General features: G+C 47.2%; 21 protein-coding genes. 5 read left to right on the forward strand and 16 right to left on the reverse strand.

Annotated elements, in window-relative coordinates:
• Nucleotides 1-239: 239 nt before the first annotated feature.
• Together C6P39_RS18655 and C6P39_RS18660 are read left to right on the forward strand one after the other, a co-directional pair.
• On the forward strand, nucleotides 240-1,079 hold the full coding sequence (locus tag C6P39_RS18655; protein WP_104804782.1) for a PHP domain-containing protein: 840 nt from the start codon (nucleotides 240-242) through the stop codon (nucleotides 1,077-1,079).
• A 284-nt stretch (nucleotides 1,080-1,363) separates the two neighbouring features.
• The gene (locus C6P39_RS18660; protein ID WP_095170730.1) at nucleotides 1,364-2,731 is read left to right on the forward strand and encodes an MATE family efflux transporter; all 1,368 of its coding nucleotides are present in this window, start codon (nucleotides 1,364-1,366) and stop codon (nucleotides 2,729-2,731) included.
• Between the two features lie 77 nt (nucleotides 2,732-2,808).
• On the opposite strand, the gene C6P39_RS18665 is transcribed toward C6P39_RS18660, so the two are convergent.
• Nucleotides 2,809-4,386, reverse strand: a complete 1,578-nt coding sequence (locus C6P39_RS18665) for a PucR family transcriptional regulator (RefSeq protein WP_104804783.1) — start codon at nucleotides 4,384-4,386, stop codon at nucleotides 2,809-2,811.
• 206 nt (nucleotides 4,387-4,592) lie between these two features.
• On the opposite strand from C6P39_RS18665, the gene C6P39_RS18670 reads away from it, so the two are divergent.
• Nucleotides 4,593-4,745, forward strand: a complete 153-nt coding sequence (locus C6P39_RS18670) for a TnpV protein (RefSeq protein ID WP_106408376.1) — start codon at nucleotides 4,593-4,595, stop codon at nucleotides 4,743-4,745.
• 22 nt (nucleotides 4,746-4,767) lie between these two features.
• Here C6P39_RS18670 and C6P39_RS18675 read toward each other — a convergent pair whose 3' ends face one another.
• The 13 genes from C6P39_RS18675 to C6P39_RS18735 form a co-directional block, all read right to left on the reverse strand.
• Nucleotides 4,768-4,977, reverse strand: coding sequence for a response regulator (locus C6P39_RS18675; protein WP_104804784.1), 210 nt, complete (start codon nucleotides 4,975-4,977; stop codon nucleotides 4,768-4,770).
• A 28-nt stretch (nucleotides 4,978-5,005) separates the two neighbouring features.
• A complete protein-coding gene (locus tag C6P39_RS18680) occupies nucleotides 5,006-6,040 on the reverse strand; it encodes an FAD:protein FMN transferase (RefSeq protein WP_104804785.1) in 1,035 nt (344 codons plus the stop codon).
• Nucleotides 6,037-6,708, reverse strand: a complete 672-nt coding sequence (locus C6P39_RS18685) for a DUF4405 domain-containing protein (protein WP_104804786.1) — start codon at nucleotides 6,706-6,708, stop codon at nucleotides 6,037-6,039. The genes C6P39_RS18680 and C6P39_RS18685 overlap by 4 nt, the downstream gene beginning before the upstream one ends.
• Nucleotides 6,709-6,795: 87 nt before the next feature.
• Complete coding sequence (locus C6P39_RS18690; RefSeq protein ID WP_104804787.1) at nucleotides 6,796-7,299, reverse strand: flavodoxin; 504 nt, start codon at nucleotides 7,297-7,299, stop codon at nucleotides 6,796-6,798.
• 26 nt (nucleotides 7,300-7,325) lie between these two features.
• Nucleotides 7,326-8,078, reverse strand: a complete 753-nt coding sequence (locus C6P39_RS18695; protein ID WP_104804788.1) for a flavodoxin — start codon at nucleotides 8,076-8,078, stop codon at nucleotides 7,326-7,328.
• Between the two features lie 18 nt (nucleotides 8,079-8,096).
• Nucleotides 8,097-8,633: a flavodoxin family protein gene (locus tag C6P39_RS18700; protein WP_104804789.1), complete on the reverse strand. Its 537-nt coding sequence runs from the start codon at nucleotides 8,631-8,633 to the stop codon at nucleotides 8,097-8,099.
• 21 nt (nucleotides 8,634-8,654) lie between these two features.
• Nucleotides 8,655-9,413, reverse strand: a complete 759-nt coding sequence (locus C6P39_RS18705) for a flavodoxin (RefSeq protein ID WP_104804790.1) — start codon at nucleotides 9,411-9,413, stop codon at nucleotides 8,655-8,657.
• Between the two features lie 13 nt (nucleotides 9,414-9,426).
• Entirely contained in the window at nucleotides 9,427-10,197 is a 771-nt protein-coding gene (locus tag C6P39_RS18710) for an EFR1 family ferrodoxin (protein WP_104804791.1), read from the reverse strand.
• A gap of 32 nt (nucleotides 10,198-10,229) precedes the next feature.
• Nucleotides 10,230-10,763 carry a flavodoxin family protein gene (locus C6P39_RS18715; RefSeq protein ID WP_104804792.1) on the reverse strand — a complete coding sequence of 178 codons (534 nt, stop codon included), beginning with the start codon at nucleotides 10,761-10,763 and terminating at the stop codon, nucleotides 10,230-10,232.
• Nucleotides 10,764-10,778: 15 nt separating this feature from the next.
• On the reverse strand, nucleotides 10,779-11,969 hold the full coding sequence (locus C6P39_RS18720) for an iron-containing alcohol dehydrogenase (RefSeq protein WP_104804793.1): 1,191 nt from the start codon (nucleotides 11,967-11,969) through the stop codon (nucleotides 10,779-10,781).
• A gap of 22 nt (nucleotides 11,970-11,991) precedes the next feature.
• Nucleotides 11,992-12,402 carry a cupin domain-containing protein gene (locus C6P39_RS18725; protein WP_104804794.1) on the reverse strand — a complete coding sequence of 137 codons (411 nt, stop codon included), beginning with the start codon at nucleotides 12,400-12,402 and terminating at the stop codon, nucleotides 11,992-11,994.
• Entirely contained in the window at nucleotides 12,399-13,142 is a 744-nt protein-coding gene (locus C6P39_RS18730) for a carboxymuconolactone decarboxylase family protein (RefSeq protein WP_095170703.1), read from the reverse strand. Before C6P39_RS18730 ends, C6P39_RS18725 begins: the two co-directional genes overlap by 4 nt.
• Before the next feature lie 16 nt (nucleotides 13,143-13,158).
• Entirely contained in the window at nucleotides 13,159-14,010 is an 852-nt protein-coding gene (locus tag C6P39_RS18735) for an aldo/keto reductase (protein WP_104804795.1), read from the reverse strand.
• A gap of 174 nt (nucleotides 14,011-14,184) precedes the next feature.
• Between C6P39_RS18735 and C6P39_RS18740 the strand changes: the two genes are divergently transcribed.
• A complete protein-coding gene (locus tag C6P39_RS18740; RefSeq protein WP_104804796.1) occupies nucleotides 14,185-15,039 on the forward strand; it encodes a LysR family transcriptional regulator in 855 nt (284 codons plus the stop codon).
• A 320-nt stretch (nucleotides 15,040-15,359) separates the two neighbouring features.
• Nucleotides 15,360-16,670 (forward strand): recombinase family protein, encoded by a 1,311-nt coding sequence (locus tag C6P39_RS18745; RefSeq protein WP_242987079.1) that lies wholly within the window; start codon nucleotides 15,360-15,362, stop codon nucleotides 16,668-16,670.
• 112 nt (nucleotides 16,671-16,782) lie between these two features.
• Here C6P39_RS18745 and C6P39_RS18750 read toward each other — a convergent pair whose 3' ends face one another.
• Together C6P39_RS18750 and C6P39_RS18755 are read right to left on the reverse strand one after the other, a co-directional pair.
• Entirely contained in the window at nucleotides 16,783-17,781 is a 999-nt protein-coding gene (locus C6P39_RS18750) for a uroporphyrinogen decarboxylase family protein (protein ID WP_095170699.1), read from the reverse strand.
• Complete coding sequence (locus C6P39_RS18755; protein ID WP_104804798.1) at nucleotides 17,775-18,836, reverse strand: uroporphyrinogen decarboxylase family protein; 1,062 nt, start codon at nucleotides 18,834-18,836, stop codon at nucleotides 17,775-17,777. The genes C6P39_RS18750 and C6P39_RS18755 overlap by 7 nt, the downstream gene beginning before the upstream one ends.
• Nucleotides 18,837-18,852 lie beyond the last annotated feature (16 nt).

The following is an 18,852-nucleotide window of genomic DNA, read 5'->3' on the forward strand; positions in this document are numbered from 1 at the left end:
AGATGGGAGGCATTTTCATGCTTCCGGCATGAAAATCCAGAGGCAGCCAACGCGATATGGGGCAGAATGCTCCATATCTGTGCATCGCGAAGCGTGTTACTGGATACGGAGTCAACAGTATCATTAAGGATGATAAGTGAAGTGGCGGATGGTTGGGCGGATATTGTATCTTTGGGGGAGGTTTGCTATACTGGGAGGGAGAAGGGGCGTTTGGAGTGATGGGAGAGGAGAAATGGGTTATGAAGGATATGATAGATTTACATGTGCATTCTAATGCATCTGATGGGACTTTTTCGCCAAGGGAGATTGTGGAATATGCGGTGGAGAAGGGACTGCGGGCGGTTGCGCTTACGGACCATGATACGACGGATGGGATCGAGGAGGCTGTGGCGGCGGCAGAGGGAACTTCTTTGGAGGTGATTCCGGGGATTGAGATCTCTACTACCTGGTGGGGAAAGGATGTCCATATTGTGGGGCTGGGGATTGATTGGAAGAATGCCCGGTTTCAGGAAGAACTGCTGCGTTTTCAGCAGTCCAGGGATTCGCGGAATTTGATGATGATGGAGCGTTTGAGGGAACATGGGATGGATGTTACTTATGAAAAGATGATGGAGGAGTTTCCGGAGAGTGTTTGGACCAGGGCGCATTTTGCACGGTTTCTTTTGGAGCGGGGATATGTCAGCTCTATCAAGGAGGCTTTTGACAGGTTTCTGGGAGATCATGCCTCTTGTTATGTGCCCAGGGAAAAGGTTACGCCGTTTCAGGGGATAGAGCTTATCCATGAGGGCGGCGGAAAGGCTGTCTTTGCCCACCCGGTCTTGTGCAGGCTTTCGGATGGGAACCTGGAGAAGATGACGGCGGAGATGAAGAAGGCGGGGCTTGACGGATTGGAGGCCTATTATCCTACTTACCGTCCGGCTGAGGAGGGGGCTATGATAAGGCTGGCGAAGCGGCTTTCCCTGCGACTTTCCGGCGGCAGTGATTTTCATGGGGCAAATAAGCCGAATATAGATCTAGGATGCGGCTGGGGAAATTTGAAGATCCCTTATTCGGTATGGGAACGGCTGAAGGAAAAGTAAGGGATGAGTTCCTTGGCAGGATCGTGTTCTACAGACTGTTGAAATGAGAGACGCAGAAAAAGACAGAATAATGGATTGACAATATTTTTTAATTCCTTTACACTGTATAAAGTAAAAGTGAAATGTGAGTCTGCTCCGGCAGACTCTTTGTTATGATGATAGAAAGACGGAGTGTATGCTTTCTATTGTTTATGATAATAGAAATTCCGAGGAGTGTGGTTTCTATTATTTTTGCGTAAGAAGTTCCATGATGGGATAAAAACACGAAGGAAAGGAAGTTTTATATGACACAAACTAACGTACAAGAGAATAAAATGGGGGTCGTACCGGTTCCGAAGCTTTTGTTTCAGATGTCGCTGCCCATGATCTTGTCCATGCTGGTACAGGCATTGTATAATGTAGTGGACAGTATTTTCGTGGCACAGATCAATGAGAATGCGCTGACAGCCGTCTCCCTGGTCTTTCCGGTGCAGAGCCTTATGATCTCCATAGCGGTGGGTACCGGTGTGGGTGTAAATGCAGTATTGTCCAGGAGTCTTGGGGAGAGGGATGCCAAGATGGCTGATGAATCAGCGAAAAACGGTATTTTTCTGGCATTTGTGAGCTGTGTTGTCTTTGCGGTGCTGGGTGTACTGCTGGCAAAACCTTTTTTCCATATGCAGACTGCTGACGCGCAGATCAGGGAATATGGAGTCCAGTATATGACTATTATTTCGGCACTCTGTATTGCTGTGTATATGCAGGTAATGTTTGAGAGGCTGCTGCAGTCCACGGGACGTACCTTTTATACCATGATTTCCCAGGGGCTGGGTGCTGTGATCAATATTATTTTTGACCCGATCCTGATCTTTGGACTTTTCGGGCTTCCCAAGATGGGAGTTGCGGGAGCAGCTGCGGCTACGGTTCTGGGACAGTTCTGCGGAATGTTTTTGGCAATGTTTTTTAATGTTAAGTTTAATAAGGATATCCATATCGGTATGCGGCATTTCAGGCCGTCGGGCCGGATCATCAAAGTGATCTATTCGGTTGGTGTGCCTTCTATTATCATGCAGGCCATCGGTTCTGTCATGACATTTGGAATGAACAAGATCCTGATCCAGTTTACCTCCACGGCTACAGCGGTATTTGGTGTGTATTTCAAGCTTAACAGTTTTATCTTTATGCCTGTCTTTGGACTGAATAACGGTATGGTGCCGATTGTTGCTTTTAACTATGGGGCAGGGGATAAAAAGAGGATTACCCAGACCATCCATATCAGTATTATTTCCGCGGTTGTCATTATGCTTCTGGGGCTTGCGCTGTTCATGATTTTCCCGGCACAGCTTTTGGGAATGTTTAATGCATCTAAGGATATGCTGGCGATCGGTGTTCCGGCGCTTAGGATCATATGTCTCAGTTTCCTGTTTGCGGGATTCTGTATTATTGTAGGTTCTGTGTTCCAGGCGTTGGGAAATGGGGTGTACAGCCTGATCATCTCTGCCACCAGGCAGCTTTTGATCATTCTTCCGGCTGCAGCTATTCTGGCAAAAGTAGGCGGATTGTCGGCCGTGTGGTGGTCTATCCCCATTGCGGAGATCGCCTCTGTGGTGCTGAGTGCTTATTTTTACAGAAAGATCTACAGGGAGAAAATTGCTCCGCTTGGCAGAAAATAAGAAAAAGATGATTTCATGATATGAAAAAGGAACAGGAAACGGTTCGCTGCGTGCCGATTCCTGTTCCTTTTTTGTAGTTAAGTTTCCAGTTTTTGTTCCAGGATGTAGAAGGACAGCCTGAGGATAAGGCGCTCCCTGCTGTCCTCAAAATCTATGCCGGCTATTTTGCGGATGCGGTCCAGACGGTAGAAGAGGGTGCTGCGGTGGATGTACAGCTCCTTAGCGGTCTGGAGGATACTGCGTTCCAGTTCCAGATAGACTTTTACGGTATGGTATAAGTCGGTTTTGTTTTTGTCATCGTATTTTTTCAGAAGGAGCAGTTTTTCGGAACAGAGGAGCTGGGGCGGTATCTCTTCCCTGCCTTTTTTCAGAAGATATTCCAGCAAATAGTCATCAAATCGGTAGCACCAGGTCATGCTGTCACTTTTTCGTCCCAGGTCCAGTGCAGCGCTGGCCTGGATATATCCCTGGGGAACCAGCATAAAATCGTGGATCTCCGAGCTGGCCCCCATTTTCAGAAGGCCTTCCCGCATGAGGATGGCCAGGCTGCTGATCACTTCGGAAGCGGAACTGTGCCCGTAAGACAGGTTGACCACCACGGCAATACTATGCCTGTAAAGGAAAGCGTGGCCGGAGGGGATCTGGGTTTCTATATGTCCCAGTGTGGCAGCCGCGGACAGCATATTGATATCTCTCTGTTCTGTCTCCAGGCGCAGGCAGAGATACCGGTCGTTCTGCTTCCAGTGCAGGAAATAAAGGTAATTGAGAATGCGCTGATTGTCCCCGATGGTGCCGTCCAGATATTCATTGAAAAAACGGTCCATATCATTGCCCATGCTCAAAGAAAACAGACTTTTGTGTTTGATGGCCAGCTCGATAAATTGTCCGAGATATTCCAGGGCCAGATAATTGCCCTTCTGCAATTCACTCTGTATTTCATCCACGCAGATGCGGCCTTCATAGCGGCTGCCGTTCCAGAGATTGACGTAGAGGATCCGGTAACCCCGCTGTTCGGCAGAGAACAGGTCAGGCGCTTTTTTACTGAGCGTGTCCAAATATTCGGTGTCTGCCTTAAAGTCATGGATCAGACTTAAAGGTACCATGTTGTGCCCTGTTCTGGAATCCCGTTCCCAGACTGTCATGCCCTGCACATATCTTGGGCAGGAAAGTATGTAAAAATCAGTGTTGTGGATAAACATGGGATTGCCGAAAATATCAAGGCTTGCCAGCAGCATTTCGTCCAGAGGATGTTCGCTGTTCAGGGCATACTGCAGGTGTGTGTCCCACTGCCTGTATTTTGCAAAGGTTTCCTGCACCATCTCAAAGGCATCCAGGAAATCCGGGCTGTTCTTCAGCTCAATGACGGGACAGCTTGGGTGAAAACAGGTGATATCCGTATGTCCCACACAAATAAAGCCGATGTTTTTATATTCCGGGAAGGTGTTATCCACATCCTTGCTCTGCAGAAGGTAGACAAACCGGGGATTCAGGCTCTTTCCCCTTTTATAGAGGCGGATGCCTTCCAGACAGGGGCGGTCGTTTTGGGCATAGAAAGTGATATTTTGGTAGTGCGAGGTAAAGGCGTCCGCTAATATCTGCATGTTCAGCCGGAACAGACGGCTTTTTTCTTCCCGGTTAAAAGATGATTCTGTCAAGAATGGATTCTCCTTTCGGCTTTTCGCTGTCTACAGTATACCATTTACGGATGAATGGCGTAAAGTCTTTGAAACGCATAGAAAGAAATAAGCGGAGACGGGAAGCGGTCTCTTTGATAAGGATGTTTACGAAAAACAAGTAAGTTAAGGCAAACAGCCGAAACGAAACTGGTAAATTGTAAATCATTCTATCAAGGAGGCCGCTTATGGCTATCATGGATTTGGAATATATCGAAATTGACGGATTACTTTACCCGAACATTGAGGTTGAGGGCAGTGAACTGCTAAAAAATCTTGAAAAGTACGGACGCCTGCGCTTGGAGTATCTTCACGGATTCAAGCAGGAAATGTACCGGTAGAGTGCAAGGATAGGGAGAGGGTTCATTTGCCGAATTTGCTGAATAGCGCAGTCCCACCATATTGAGAAAGGCAGACGTCCATAATGACAAGTGAATAGGATTCTTTTTGCAGCATATGTATAGCTTCTTCGACAGATTGCGTATAATACACGTCCGTTATATCATCCTGCAAACTGTATTTTATTTCTTTGCAAGTTAATAAATCATTATCAATTATCAATACATGGTTCATATGAAACCCCCTCTCCTAAAAAATGCTTTTACAAATTTATTACATTTATCTTCGTATTCTTGCTTTCCTCACTCAAAGAAAAATTATTTTTTATACCTTCGGTAAGATGGATTTCCCCATTCTCCATTATTAAAATCATATCGAAGTCCTGATGTTTTTTCCAATAATCGCGTGCATTTTCAAGTCCCATAACAAATAATGCCGTAGATAATCCATCACAGAGTTTTGCGTTTTTTGCAATAACAGTCACCGAAGCAAGTTCATTTTCCGTTGGATGGCCGGTAGCAGGATCTATAATATGCCCGTATCGCTTTCCGTCCTCACCTATGAAATATCGCTCATAATTACCAGATGTCACAACCGCACAGTCAGAAATACTTAAAACTCCCAAATTGCCGTCTGAAAGCGGGTTTTTCAAACCAATTTTCCAGTCACTGCCGTCTGGCTTTTTGCCTATCATTTGAACACTGCCCCCAACATCAAGGAGTGCAGAGTTAATTTCATTCTCTCTTAAAATTTCTGCGACCTCGTCACTTGCATATCCTTTGCCGACTGCGCCTAAATCAACTTGCATCCCTATCGGCAGGGCTGCCGTATTCCCAATCAGTTCCACGTTCTTGTACCCAACCAGTTCCATGCTCTGCGCTATCTCTTGTTCTGATGGGATGTTTCGTTCTTCAGTTGTAAATCCCCATGCGGACAGTACCGGGTAAATGGTCGGTTCTAATGCACCGTTTGTCTTTTGGGCAACCTCCAAAGCGAAAGAAAGCAGAGCGGCGGTATCATCGCTTAACAATAAAGACTGTCCCTTGCTATGATTAAGCGCATAGATTTCGCTTTTTTTATCTGTTACCGACCACAAATGCTCCAATTCTTCAATTCGTTTTTGTGCCGTTGCAAGAGAAGCGTCGGCATTTTCGCCGGATGCGGTCAGTTCAATATAAGTGTCCATAGCAAAGAAGGAAATCGTTTTCTCGGTATCTGTCTCATTTTGCTGCGAAGAACATCCCAATAGAGATAATAAAAGAATAACGGTTGCAATTACTTTTTTTCTTTTTTTCATCGCTCTCTGCTCATTCCTTTATTCAGCCATTTTAACGCTGATGTCACATAGTATCCAAGAAATACAAACAATCCCATAATTGCTATGTAGTCGATAAAGAAAAAAAATAAGGGTTCGCCAAAATCAAAATAGACAAATGTATTTTGTAATGTCATATAAGTGCCTATTTCACGTTTTATAAAGGCTATGATACCATATCCGGCGAAAGCAACGGTCAAAACTCGTAATATAACGGGGCGTTTCGCTGAACGCTGCACCCTGTTTAGAATCATGCTCCAGTGCTGTCCTAAGTGAAAGGACATCAACACGAACCCCCAGTACGAGGTTAATAAATGGAGCGTCCTGCCCCAACTCCCGCCGCCCTCTATTGGCAGGAACGAAAAAACAGTGCGTGAAAGCGCAATGCCACTGATGATTAAGCCGAGCGTACATAGCAAAAGGAGAATATTGACGATCGTCTGGTAAATTCGTAATGCCGTCCATCTGCCTTTTACCAGTCCCTTGAACCAGTAAAAATTTAGCAGATGATGTCCAACAAAAAGCAGAGACATCATCACGCCTAACCACTCGTGTGCTGTTTCTCCAATTAAGGAATATGCCATTAACAGCGGTATAAGTACCACCATCAAACTATCAACCAACATTCTCCATTTTGCTTTTACGCTCATTTCAGGACTCCATTCAAATTGAAATTTATCAGACTTCGTTCAAGGTTATTGGCGCTGTTGCAGATTACCATGAAAGGGAAACGGTGTTTACTTTGCTGATTCATTCGCCATGAGATTGAGATCAGCAACCCATTCTTGGACTTCAGAAGCCGATGCTCCGCTGGAGAACCTGTGGCCTTCCATCCAATCGCCAGTTTCTGCCGCCTCCGCCAGAAGCTGACCGCTCTGTTCCAAACCGGAAGAAATCGATGTACAGAACGGTATCACTGTTTTTCCGCTAAAGTCATTCGATGCGATGAAACTGTCCACCGGCCAAGCGGCAATGCCCCACCAGATGGGATAACCTACCTCTTTCGTGCTTCCGGTAGCGGAGTAATAGACCACCAGCGTTTTGCCTTTTATGGCATCTGCCGCTGTTTCAGGATTGGAATCTTCTGACGGACTGATCTCAGTGCTGTTTTCAGCCGAGATTGACTCCTGATTTTGAGCGGGCGCTTGTGACTGCGGAGGCGCCGTTTGACCACAGGCGGAAAAAGCGAACAGCAGTGCGCCTGACAACAAAATCCCTAAAAAGTGCTTGAATTTTTTCATTCCTGCACTACCTCCATTCTTCTTAATCAGAAGGGCAAAGTGCTTACCCATTGGCTGATAATGCTGTCAGCCTTATCCATTTCGTTCCATGAAACAGTGGCAGGGGTATCAAAGACTGTTGCATCGGGTTCCAGTTCAGCAATCGTCTGAACGGTATCGGATGCCCGACTGCCGCCATGGGCAACAAAAGGAATGATTGTCTTGCCGCTAAAGTCATATTCTTCAAAAAAGGTGTACATTGGCATCGGCAAATCCGCATTCCAGTTAGGATAACCGATAAAAATAATGTCGTAATCATCTAAAGTTTCGATGTGAGTCGATAACTCCGGTCGGGCATTGTCAGCCTTCTCTTTATAGGCGAAATCCAGCATCTCATCCATATCGTCCATTGGATATTCTTGAGCGGTATCAATGAAGAATAACTCTCCGTCAACATAGCCTTGAATGAGATTTGCCAGATACCGAACATTTCCATATGTGCCGTCATCTGATTTTGTGCGGCTTGCCCTCGCCACCGTATCCACACCGTCATTGAGAGGAACGGTAAAATAGGCAATTAAGATTTTCCCTTCACCGTTTTTGGCTTCCTCTTTTGCTCCAACCGTTTCCGTATTGCTTTCTGCTGGTACATTATTGGTTTCCGGAGCAGTAGTCGGAGCGGTTTGCGTCTCTCCGCTTATATCTGACCTGCCGGAACAAGCAGTCATAATCAGCAGCATTGTCAACGCAGATAATAGGAGCAGCAGCTTATTTTGTTTTGCTTTCCGTATTTTTCTCATGTAACCTCCTTGATTTACTCATGCGCGTTTTCCCATTTCGTAGGTTTCGCTCATCACAGGCGTGGCTTTGATCGTGCCGGGTTCATAAACACCCTTTCCATAAATCACGCCCATTTCCTTAGAGCCCTTCAAACAGGCGGCAAATCCACGGAAACACTCCAGTGTGCAATCCATCACGGTTTCGCCATCCTCGGCGGCAGTCATAATGTAATAAAATTCCTTGTCTAATATATTCGTCCACCTTGCCACGGAGCGGTCGATAACTGCTTTCATCTGTGCGTCAATGGAATAGAAGTAAACAGGACTTGCCAGCACAATCACATCGGCTGCCTGCATCTTGTCCAGAATCTCGCTCATATCATCCTGAATGGTGCATTTGCCGCCGCTCTTTTTACAGTAGTAGCAGGCGTTGCAATAGCCAATTTTTTTGTTGCGCAGAAAAATCTTTTCCACCTTGTTTCCGCTTTCCTGCGCGCCGCGCAAAAATTCGTCGCACAGAAGATCAGAGTTTCCGCCCTTACGGGGGCTGCCGGATAAAATTAAAATATTCTTCATTCTAAACTCGTCTCCTTACTTTTAGAATCCAAGTCCGTCAAGCCAACTAATAATGTCAGCTTCCGCATCTTGAATGTTATTTCGGCTGATAGATAATCCATCCTCATCAACATTTGCACCTGACTCCAAGTCCTTAATCGTGCTGATCGTATTTGAAAATCCACTGCCGCCATGGGTATTAAAAGGAATGATGTTTTTCCCGGAAAAATCGTACTCGTCAAAAAAAGTGTACAGGATCATTGGCATATCTCCCCACCAGTTGGGATAGCCCACGAATATCGTGTCATATTGATCCGGATTTTCGATTTGAGCCGCAATCGCAGGACGAACTTCATCGGTCTGCTCTTTCTTTGCCTGATCCACAAGCGCCGAATGGTCAGTTGTATAAGGTGCTTCAGGTTCAATACGGAACAAATCCGCCCCGGTGTTCTCTGCAATCACCATTGCCATGTACTGCGTGTTACCCAGTACCTCACCGTTGATAACCACTGTACTGTTCTCTTGTTCCTCGGTCATATTGTCAGGAACGGTGGTTTCCGGCACAGAGAAATAGACGACCAGTGTTTTCGCATCAGCTTGACTGTCAGAACCGACAGGCTCCGATGCCGAGGGCTGCTGCTCATTTGGCGCGGTGCTTTCCTTGGGAGTGCTGGAGGATTCCACTTCACTTTTTGAAGTCTGCCCCGATCCTTTGTCCGCGTCAATGGCAGCGTTATTTCCGCAGGCAGCCAACGTAAATATCATCGTAACCGATAGTGCCATGCTAATTACTTTCTTCATCGTTCACCAACTTTCACAAATTCGTTTGATCATTTGCCGCAATAATTTCAGAGAGGGCAATCTGTTCATTTCGGTATCGGGCATTCGGATTCTTTTCCGGCATATTCAGCGCAATCGCTTTCTGTGGGCAATGGTGGATGCAGGCCATGCAAGCCTGACATCCATCTTCCTTTCGTATCGCCTTACCGTTTTTTATCTGAAAGCAATTTGCCGGACAAACCTTTTCGCAGATTCCGCATCCGATACAGGCTTCCGTAATACGGTAAAGGTTCTTCCATCTTTCTGCGGGCGGCTGACTGCTTCGTGACAAAAACTCCTGATGCGCCGCACGGTCTGCATCGGTGGCTGGCTGAATCCCATATTTACGGTTTTGGATATCCAGTCTGATGGCCGCTATCTGCTCATCCACTTTTTTGTCCAGCCTGCGTTCTTCTTCCATATCGAAAGCAGGCAAAAAGTTGTCTGCCATTAAAACAGTATTGATATAAGCAGCCGCAATTCCTAAACTCCCCGTTAGTTCATCAGCAAGTTCCGCAGCGCCGCCGTGACGTTTCCCGTAAGTAAGCACCATATAGAAATATGCCGTCTTAAAAGATGCTTTTTGCAAAAACTCCCGCACCATTGGCGGTACTTCATGCCCGAAAATAGGGCAGACAATTCCTATGGTTTCATCCTCAAATGACAAATCCTTTTGATGGATGATCTGTGGGATGCTGATCGGGCTTTTATCCAGTTGCTTCGCCACATACAGGCTATTGCCCGTGGCGGTAAAATAAAATATCATTGCAGCCTCCTTCCTCTCTGGTCTGAAAACAATCAGCAGTCTTTTCCGTAATGATAGGCTTCCTCCAGCGCAGGATTGCCCTGAATATCGCCAACATGGAATGCCGAACCATAGACTTTTCCCTTAACAACAGAGCCGGGAACACAGGCGACAAATCCCTCCATATCGTTCATGGTACACTCCATCGCGTGTTTGCCGTCAGCAGCCGTAGCGATCAGGTAAAATTCCTTATTCTTCATTTTCCCGCCACCGGCCAGCGTGCGGTCGATCATCACCTTCAGTTGCGCTGAAATGGAATAGTAGTACACCGGCGTGGACAGCACAATGACATCAGCAGCGATAATCTTATTCAGGATTTCAGCCATATCATCTTTTGGGACGCAAGTGCCGCCGTTCTTCAGGCAGGCTTCACAGGCGATGCAGGGTGCAATTTTTTTGTCCCGCAGGAAAACTGTTTCCACAGAATGCCCTGCTTCTTTTGCTCCCTTTACAAACTGTTCTACCAGCGTTTCGGAATTTCCACCCTTACGAGGGCTTGATATGATTGCTAAAATCGTTTTACTCATAATTGCTTCCTCCTATTATTTGTAAGATTCCTGATAGATGGCAACGCAGTCCGCATTGCTCAACATACAGGGATCATTCTCAAAGTTTACGCCCAACGTATCCTTGGCGTTCTGAGCCATTTTTTCAAATTCATCAGGCGTAATGCCGTAGTCGGACATCTTCAGGTCGGCCACGCCGCAGTCTGTCTGAAGCTGTTCCAGCGCCGTAATGAAATCCTCCGGCTGATTAGCCGAACTCATCCCCATCAGCTTTGCCATCTCGATAAAACAGTCATCGCAGATATGTTTGTTGATAAAGAAACGATAAAAAGCCTTGGAAATCATAATCAGACCAGCGCCGTGGGGAAGATTCTCATGGTAGGCGCTTAATGCGTGTTCCAGCGGGTGGGCGCTTGTGCAGGAGCCGACACACATCTGAATGCCGGAGAGGTAGCTCCCGAATGCAACCTTACCCATAGCCTCTACATTTTCCGGCTCGCGGATTGCCGCTGCCAAATTTCCGCTGACGTTTCTGATTGCTTCGCTGGCAACCATTTTGCTCATTTCATTGCGTTTATTGGAGATAAACCCCTCTGTGCTGTGGAACAGCGCGTCAAAGCCCTGATAAGCCTTAAACTTGGCGGGAACACTGAGCATCAGTTCCGGATCAATGATTGCGAGAACAGGCATCGTGCCGGTGCCAAACACTCCCGTCTTTTCCTCTGTTGCCGGATTGGTAATAACAGCGCCCGCATCGGTTTCGGAGCCGGTTCCGGCAGTCGTTGTAATCGCCACGATGGGAAGGGACGGAACCGGCGGCCACTGCCCTTTGCCTGTTCCAAACATCACATAATCCCACAAATCATTGCTGGGATTCGTTGCCATGATGCCAATGGCCTTAGAAGCATCTATTACAGAACCGCCGCCGAGCGCAACGATGAAGTCGCAGCCGTTCTCTTTTGCAAATCTGCCGCCTTCCTCCACGATCGGCTTGGTGGGATTGGCAGAAATCTTATCAAAAATCACATATTCCACACCGGCCTGCGCCAGCTCGTCTTCCAGACGTTCCAGATACCCATTGCTGCGGGTGGACTTTCCGTTGGAGATGACCACCAGCGCCTTTTTCCCCTGCACAGCACCCATGGGGGCGTTAAGCTGCGTATGAAGATTGAGAAGCTGTCCTGCTCCAAACATTGCATTTGTAGAAATTCCAAAATTAAAACTCATTGTTTTTTCCTCCTGATTTAGATTATTTTAAGACAACATATTCGTCCGTTACAGGCTCCAGCCATTCACAGCCTACATTTTCTGCTGGAACGGATATTGCGATATGAGAAAACCAACTGTCGGGGGCTGCCCCATGCCAATGCTTTTCCTCCGGCGGAATATTGACGACATCTCCGGGATGAAGTTCTCTTGCTTCCTGTCCCCATGCCTGATAATAGCCCCGTCCCGCAGTACACAGCAGAATCTGTCCGCCGCCATGATGGATATGCCAATGATTCCGGCATCCCGGCTCAAAGGTGACATTGGCAATCCCGATCTGCTGCTCTGACAAATAACTTAGGTAGCTTTTCCCGATAAAATACTTTGCGAACGCCGTGTTTTCTTCTCCTACCGGAAACGGGCTTTCGCTTTTTATATCTTCCAGACGATTCATTTTGCACCTCCTGCGTTTTCTTCGTTTTCCTTTACAACCTCATTGATGCAGCGCAAAGTATTGAGTGTCCTCGGATAACCGATATAGGGCATACACTGTGACGCTACGGCAATCAAAAACGCCTTGTCGTTTCCGACTGAAAAATTTCCGTTGATATGCCCCTTTAGCTGTGGCTCCGTACCCTGTGCGGACAAAAAACAAAAGGTAATCATTTCCCGCAGCTTTTTGTCCAAACCGTTCCTCGTATAATAATCGCCAAAGCAATTCGCAGCCAGCCAGCGGTTCATATGACGGGTTTCCACCGGACCGGATTTATAGAAATCTTTCCAATCCGATCCGAAAATATCAGCCTGTGCCTGACTCCCTTGCTCAAGCCTTGTTTCAGGTGTGGTAGTGGCCTGCCCTGCGGTCGGGAGGGCAATTCCCATATCTGTAAGCACATCATTTGTCGCTTTCAGGAAAGGGTATACTCGGCCAATTCCCAAGTAGGCAACCGCTTGGTATACGGTTTCTTTCACTTCAACCGGCGAAACATCCTGCTTTAAGGCTTCACGCAGTACATCTTTGTACAGGTCAATTCCCTGACAACCAAGAAGGGTAGCTAAAATTGCCAAACAGCGCTTTTTTTCGTCAAGTATAACCTCCGGTTCCTTTACGGCCTCATGTTCGGCAAAGGCTTCAAACAACTGATAAAATTCAGGATCAGTTGTTTGAAATCTTGAAAGATAGTTGTTTCTCATTTGATAAACCTCCTTATCATTCGTGGATTTTTAATCCGTTGAGCTGCTTGGCCGTACACCAGCAGTGGTGGTCAATGATTTCGCTGTGACCAATATCCATTGTGGCAATCGACTGCATTTCCGGCTCGGTCAGTTCAAAATCCCAAATATTCATGTTTTCCACCATGCGTTCTTTGTGAACCGTTTTGGGGATAATAATCACGCCTCTCTGAATGTGCCAGCGCAGGATTACTTGCACCACTGTCCTTTCATGTTTTGCGGCAATGGATTTCAGCAGCTTGTTATTAAAAATATTCTTTTGCCCTTCCGAAAGTGGCCCCCACGCCTGCGGTTTGACTCCAAACTCATCCATAATCTGCAAGGCATCGTTCTGCTGATAGAAAGGATGAATTTCGATTTGATTGACGGCGGGTGTGGTTTCGCTGTTCATGCACAGGTCAATCAGACGATCCGGCGAAAAGTTACAGACGCCAATGGCGCGAATCAAGCCGTCTTTCTGCAATTTTTCCATTGCCCGCCATGCGCCGTAGTAATCGCCAAAAGGTTGGTGGATGAGGTATAAATCCAAATAATCCAGCCCCAGCTTCTGCAAAGAAGCATCGAAGGCTTTCAACGTACTTTCATACCCGGCATCCTGAATCCAGAGCTTTGTTGTGATAAACAAATCCTCTCTCGAAATGCCGGAGGAATGAATTGCCGCCCCCACCGCTTCTTCGTTTTGGTATGCCGCCGCTGTATCAATCAGGCGGTATCCCACCTCAAGCGCGTCCTTAACGCACTGTTCACACTGCAAAGCATCTGTAATTTGAAAAACACCATAGCCCATGAGCGGCATTTGAATACCGTCATTTAATGTTACATACTGCACGTTATTCCCTCCTAATTCTCTGTGTTCTTACATTTATTATAAGAGCGGCATCGTAAAAAGTACAATGCCGATTCTTTTATCTGCTATGCTCTAAACGCATAGTGGATATTGAAAAGTCAAATAAAATAAAGTATAATAAATAAAATACCTATTTCGTAAGCAAGGAGGGACGATATGATTGACACGCAGCAATTAGAACAGTTAATTTCCATAGCAGAACAAGGCACGTTGTCGAAAGCTGCCGAAAGACTGCACTTATCGCAACCGGCCATCAGCCGTTCCATGCAAAGGCTGGAGAATGATCTTGGGGTAACACTATTTGATCGGCAAAAGAATAAGATTGCATTAAACTCCAATGGAGAGTTGGCTGTACAGTACGCGCAAAAAATAACAACTCAAATTCAGGATATGGTCAACGGTGTTCGTGCGCTTGATCGCAACCAGCGCACCATAGCAGTCGGTTCCTGCGCTCCTGCTCCCTTGTGGAACATCGTCCCGACGCTGAACACCATTTATCCAGAAATGACGATTTCCTCCGAGATAAAGGAGCCGGATAAATTGATGCAGGGGCTGCTGGATGGAACCTTTCACATAATCGTAACACCCACTCTGATAAATGAGCCGAATGTCTATTGCACAAAATATGGAGAAGAACAACTCTTTTTTTCTCTGCCACCGGGCCACGCGCTATCTGGAAAAAAGGGGCTTCATCTAAAAGATTTAGACGGAGAAACCATGCTACTGCATTCCAAAATTGGTTTTTGGCATAATATGCACATGGAAAAAATGAAAGCAACCCATTTTCTCCTGCAAGATGATTATTCGGTATTCCGAGAAGTGGTGCAGGCTTCTGCGCTGCCATCCTTTACTTCTGATGTTGTTATGGAAAGAGAGGGGAAACCGTCAAAACGGGTCATCATTCCTATTCTTGATGAAGAAGCCCATGCCACCTATTATTGTATCTGTTTGACAGCGAACCAGAAAAAACTATCTTCGTTCTTTCATCGGATTGAAAATGATAACTTTTAGCTTTAGCTGATTGTCTATTACACCAAGTACACGAAATCCTATACTTACTTTTACGCTCTTATAAACCGTTAGATTGAGTAGTTCAAGGGAAAGGAGGAACCAGTGAAACTGGTGACGGAAATACTGGGAGGCCCGCAGGCCGAGACAGTAAGGGAGGTATTCGACTGGATGCTTTACAACGGGAACGAAGCGTCTGCCCTGCCGCTTGCGGCAGGAGACTGAACGCCAAACCGCAAGGTTTGAAGTTAAGGCAGGAATAGGGGAATGCCATTCCCCACGCAAACCGCTTGCAGGCAAAGCCTGCAACGGTGGGTATCCTGTTGGAAGAAACCTTTGCAAGCTACAATGTCCGTTACATCGCCATCAACGACAACGTGGACACGCTGAACGGCGTGGATGACAGTGTGGCCGTCCGCCATCTTTTTAACGAGTGGCACGCCAGAGACACCAGCAAGAAGGTCAAAGCGGTCATCATGGCGGCGGCGCGGCGTGGGGAACGCATCGGCACAAAGGCGCCTTACGGCTATCGAAAAAACCCGAAAAGCCGTAAGCAGATTATTCCCAATGAGGACACCGCGCCTGTGGTGCGGCGAATTTTTGCCCTGTGCGCCAGCGGACTTGGCCCTGACAAAATTGCACGGATACTGAGGGCTGACCAAATCCTGACGCCCACTGTTTATGAGTTTCGCACCAACGGCGTCCGCCATACCAATCTGAATGAGAATAAGCCCTATGAATGGTGTGGCTCTACCGTGGCAGACATTTTGGAACGGGAGGAGTACATCGGCAACACCATCAACTGCCGCAGTTACAGTCCATCCTTCAAGAGCAAGAAAAGCAAGCGGAATCCCCTGGAAAAGCAGCTCCGCTTTGAGCATACCCACGAGCCGCTGATCGACATGGAAACATGGGAGATTGTGCAGAAGGTACGGGCGGGCAAACGCCGTCCAAATAAAATGGGCGAGATGGATCTGCTGTCCGGTATGGTCTACTGTGCAGACTGCGGAAAACGGCACTACTTCTGCCGGTGCGGAAGTTGGAACGAAAGCCAGTATACATATACCTGCGGTACTTACCACGGACATAAAGAGGACTGTACCCCGCATACCGTCAAGGTCATGGCACTGTACGAGATCGTGCTGGCGGAGATTCAGCGGGTTACGCAGGAAGCGCGGGAGCACACCGAGGAATTCCTCCGGCGGGCGATGGACAAGCACAGCAGCCAGCTCAAAAAGGAATTGTCCGCCAAAGTCAATGAATTGGACAGGGCGCAGAAACGGCTTGCGGATTTAGAAAAGCTGTTCCGCGCCGCCTTTGAACAGCTTGCGTTGGCGAACCTTTCGGAAACTCAGTTTAAGGCGCTGACGGGCGGTTACGAAGAAGAAAAACAGGAGCTGACAATCCGCAGTGAAATGCTGGAACAGGAAATCAACACGGAGAAAGAGCGAATGCTGAATGCAGACCGCTTTCTCAAGGTGGTACAGCGGTACACGGAGATTCAAGAACTGACGCCGGAAATCGTGCGGGAGTTCATTGAGAAAATCGTGGTGCATGAACGAAGCGAGCCGTGGAAAAAGAAGAACTACACCCAGCAGATTGACGTGTACTTCAATTTTGTAGGGCAGGTCTAAAACAGAAAAGCCACAGGATACCGAAATATCCTGTGGCAAATCTTAAAATTAGAAAACATCCTTGTCAGGCGGAGACGAAAAGCTTTCCCGTTTACGCTTCGCCGTCCGCCGGTCAGACAGGACTGTTCTCTCTGTTGTAGGCTTCAATCTCATCGGCTATGATCTCGTCTGTTCTGGGATAAATAGTACCTGCAAGGCCGTAAGTCATACAGGGGATGAAGTGTCCGCCCGGGCCATAGGTACTGCAGGCTCTGCGCACATCTGCACGGATCTCTTCTTCCGTGGCATCTTCCCGGTCTATGGTAGCGTCAATGCCTCCCATGAGGGTCATACGCCCGTCAAGCTGTTTCTGCAGTTTTAATATGTCATTTTCCGGCAGCACTCCCTGCCATACATCCACACCGATCTCTGCCATGTCCTCAACGATAGGTTCCAGGAAAGAGTCTGCATGGTGCATGACCAAAACGCCGTGGTCGTGCATATATCCGTAGATACGGCGGTAATGCTCTTTGAAAAATCCTCTCCAGATGTCAGGCTGCATGAACAGGCTGGTTTTGGAACCCCAGTCATCATGTGAGAGGATGATATCCGGGTGCAGATTATCAACAAGCAGTTTGGCATACTGGAAACGGTACTCTGCAATGGCATCCACCAGTTCTTTCATAGATTCCGGTTCCAGCAGCAGATTCATAAGGGCATCCTCAAAGCCCATGAGAAAATGGCTCTGCTCAAAGATTCCGGTTCCCATGAAGCCAAGCACCAGTTTTTCACTGCGGTCTACTTGGGCCGCCGATTGAAGGGCATCCTCCCATCCGTCGCTGCAGTTTGCGACCAGATCAGGTACCTTTACGGATTTCTGCCATTCGGTCACATCCGGGCATACTTTGTTGGATTCTGTAACGTGTGGCATGGGACCGGGGGCGTCCTCGGGGAAGAGGATCTCAGTCCCCCACTTATCCACAGAAGTTTTGCCTCTTACCCGGTTTCCTCTGGTGAATTTCTGTAAAGGATCATTCATGATCGGTACAAAGGGCTGGTACTGGTTGACCAGACGGTCCGGTTTTCCGTCTTTTTTTATAGTTTCCAGAAAGTTTTCTTTCGGTGTCAGCATTTTGATTCCTCCAATTCGGCATATTTTATTCTGCTGTAACGGTACAGCTCATCGGCCAGATTTACTGCACGGTCAGGCTTCTCATCTTTTAAACGGCAGGCAAAGCGGCCTGTCATAGCCAATTCGTCTACTTTTTTGTGTATATCCGCAACAGCGTCCTCATCGCTCATGTCTGCGGGGATAATATACAGAGTGCACTGTGCCAGGTCTTTTCCGTATTCTTTCATGATAGCTGCTTTGTCATTGGCACTGTCCTGTCCCTCCCAGGCATCGAATCCTGCCTCGATAATGAGAGGCATCAGTGTTTTAATACATCCGCAGGAGTGAAGGCAGATGTGCATTCCCATATCGTGGGCTGTTTTGGTGACTTTTTTGTACTGGGGGACAAACAGTTCTTCATAGGTGGAGGGCGAGAAGAAGGTGCTGATCTGGGTGCCCATGTCATCGTGGAAGAGGATCATATCCGCGTGATATACTTCATGTGCAATCTTGATCAGTTCTATATGCCAGTCCGCCAGTTTATCATAGAATGCAGTAAGTTCGTCAGGCTCCTCAATGAGGGCGCAGAAGGCATCCTCAAAGCTGATAAGGTCAGCCGTTCTTTCAAAAAAACCGTTTACAATGACAAAGTATGAAAAGCGGTCCTCCGCAATCCGTCCTTTGTAGTTTTCTTCAAAGTCTTTCTTCCAGTCTATGGCGGATAAATCGGGAAATTCCAGTTCTTCCCGCCATTTTGTAATATCAGACAGTCTGCGGGTGCCGGGCTTTACCATGGCAGCCTTTGTATTAGGCTCATATTCCCATTCAATACCAAACCAGTCCGTACCGCCGAAATTGCGGGCCTTTGCATCGGGCATGACCAGGGGCTGAATGGCATTATTGTCAAGGGTCTGGTTGGGGACCCAAAGGGGCATCCTTCCGTCCAGCATGCGGAGCATATTTTCTTTAGGGGTGATGGGACGGTTGTATTTAGGTACAATACTGTCCGGTGCGCCGTAGATTCCGGGCATGTTGTATTCACCTGTGATCTCTAATTCTTTTTCATTAAATTTCATTTCCTGATTCCCTCCT

It is taken from the genome of Blautia marasmi (genome assembly GCF_900258535.1).
In the GTDB taxonomy this organism is placed as follows: Bacteria; Bacillota; Clostridia; order Lachnospirales; family Lachnospiraceae; genus Blautia; species Blautia hominis.

What these genes read in the sequence shown, in the direction of transcription:
- C6P39_RS18725 (WP_104804794.1), bottom strand. Translation starts at nt 12,402, where the DNA reads ATGAATCGTCTGGAAGATATAAAAAGCGAAAGCCCGTTTCCGGTAGGA.
- C6P39_RS18750 (WP_095170699.1), bottom strand. Translation starts at nt 17,781, where the DNA reads ATGCTGACACCGAAAGAAAACTTTCTGGAAACTATAAAAAAAGACGGA.
- C6P39_RS18680 (WP_104804785.1), bottom strand. Translation starts at nt 6,040, where the DNA reads ATGAAAAAAAGAAAAAAAGTAATTGCAACCGTTATTCTTTTATTATCT.
- C6P39_RS18730 (WP_095170703.1), bottom strand. Translation starts at nt 13,142, where the DNA reads ATGAGAAACAACTATCTTTCAAGATTTCAAACAACTGATCCTGAATTT.
- C6P39_RS18695 (WP_104804788.1), bottom strand. Translation starts at nt 8,078, where the DNA reads ATGAGAAAAATACGGAAAGCAAAACAAAATAAGCTGCTGCTCCTATTA.
- C6P39_RS18675 (WP_104804784.1), bottom strand. Translation starts at nt 4,977, where the DNA reads ATGAACCATGTATTGATAATTGATAATGATTTATTAACTTGCAAAGAA.
- C6P39_RS18685 (WP_104804786.1), bottom strand. Translation starts at nt 6,708, where the DNA reads ATGAGCGTAAAAGCAAAATGGAGAATGTTGGTTGATAGTTTGATGGTG.
- C6P39_RS18715 (WP_104804792.1), bottom strand. Translation starts at nt 10,763, where the DNA reads ATGAGTAAAACGATTTTAGCAATCATATCAAGCCCTCGTAAGGGTGGA.
- C6P39_RS18700 (WP_104804789.1), bottom strand. Translation starts at nt 8,633, where the DNA reads ATGAAGAATATTTTAATTTTATCCGGCAGCCCCCGTAAGGGCGGAAAC.
- C6P39_RS18710 (WP_104804791.1), bottom strand. Translation starts at nt 10,197, where the DNA reads ATGATATTTTATTTTACCGCCACGGGCAATAGCCTGTATGTGGCGAAG.
- C6P39_RS18655 (WP_104804782.1), top strand. Translation starts at nt 240, where the DNA reads ATGAAGGATATGATAGATTTACATGTGCATTCTAATGCATCTGATGGG.
- C6P39_RS18670 (WP_106408376.1), top strand. Translation starts at nt 4,593, where the DNA reads ATGGCTATCATGGATTTGGAATATATCGAAATTGACGGATTACTTTAC.
- C6P39_RS18740 (WP_104804796.1), top strand. Translation starts at nt 14,185, where the DNA reads ATGATTGACACGCAGCAATTAGAACAGTTAATTTCCATAGCAGAACAA.
- C6P39_RS18690 (WP_104804787.1), bottom strand. Translation starts at nt 7,299, where the DNA reads ATGAAAAAATTCAAGCACTTTTTAGGGATTTTGTTGTCAGGCGCACTG.
- C6P39_RS18755 (WP_104804798.1), bottom strand. Translation starts at nt 18,836, where the DNA reads ATGAAATTTAATGAAAAAGAATTAGAGATCACAGGTGAATACAACATG.
- C6P39_RS18660 (WP_095170730.1), top strand. Translation starts at nt 1,364, where the DNA reads ATGACACAAACTAACGTACAAGAGAATAAAATGGGGGTCGTACCGGTT.
- C6P39_RS18720 (WP_104804793.1), bottom strand. Translation starts at nt 11,969, where the DNA reads ATGAGTTTTAATTTTGGAATTTCTACAAATGCAATGTTTGGAGCAGGA.
- C6P39_RS18705 (WP_104804790.1), bottom strand. Translation starts at nt 9,413, where the DNA reads ATGAAGAAAGTAATTAGCATGGCACTATCGGTTACGATGATATTTACG.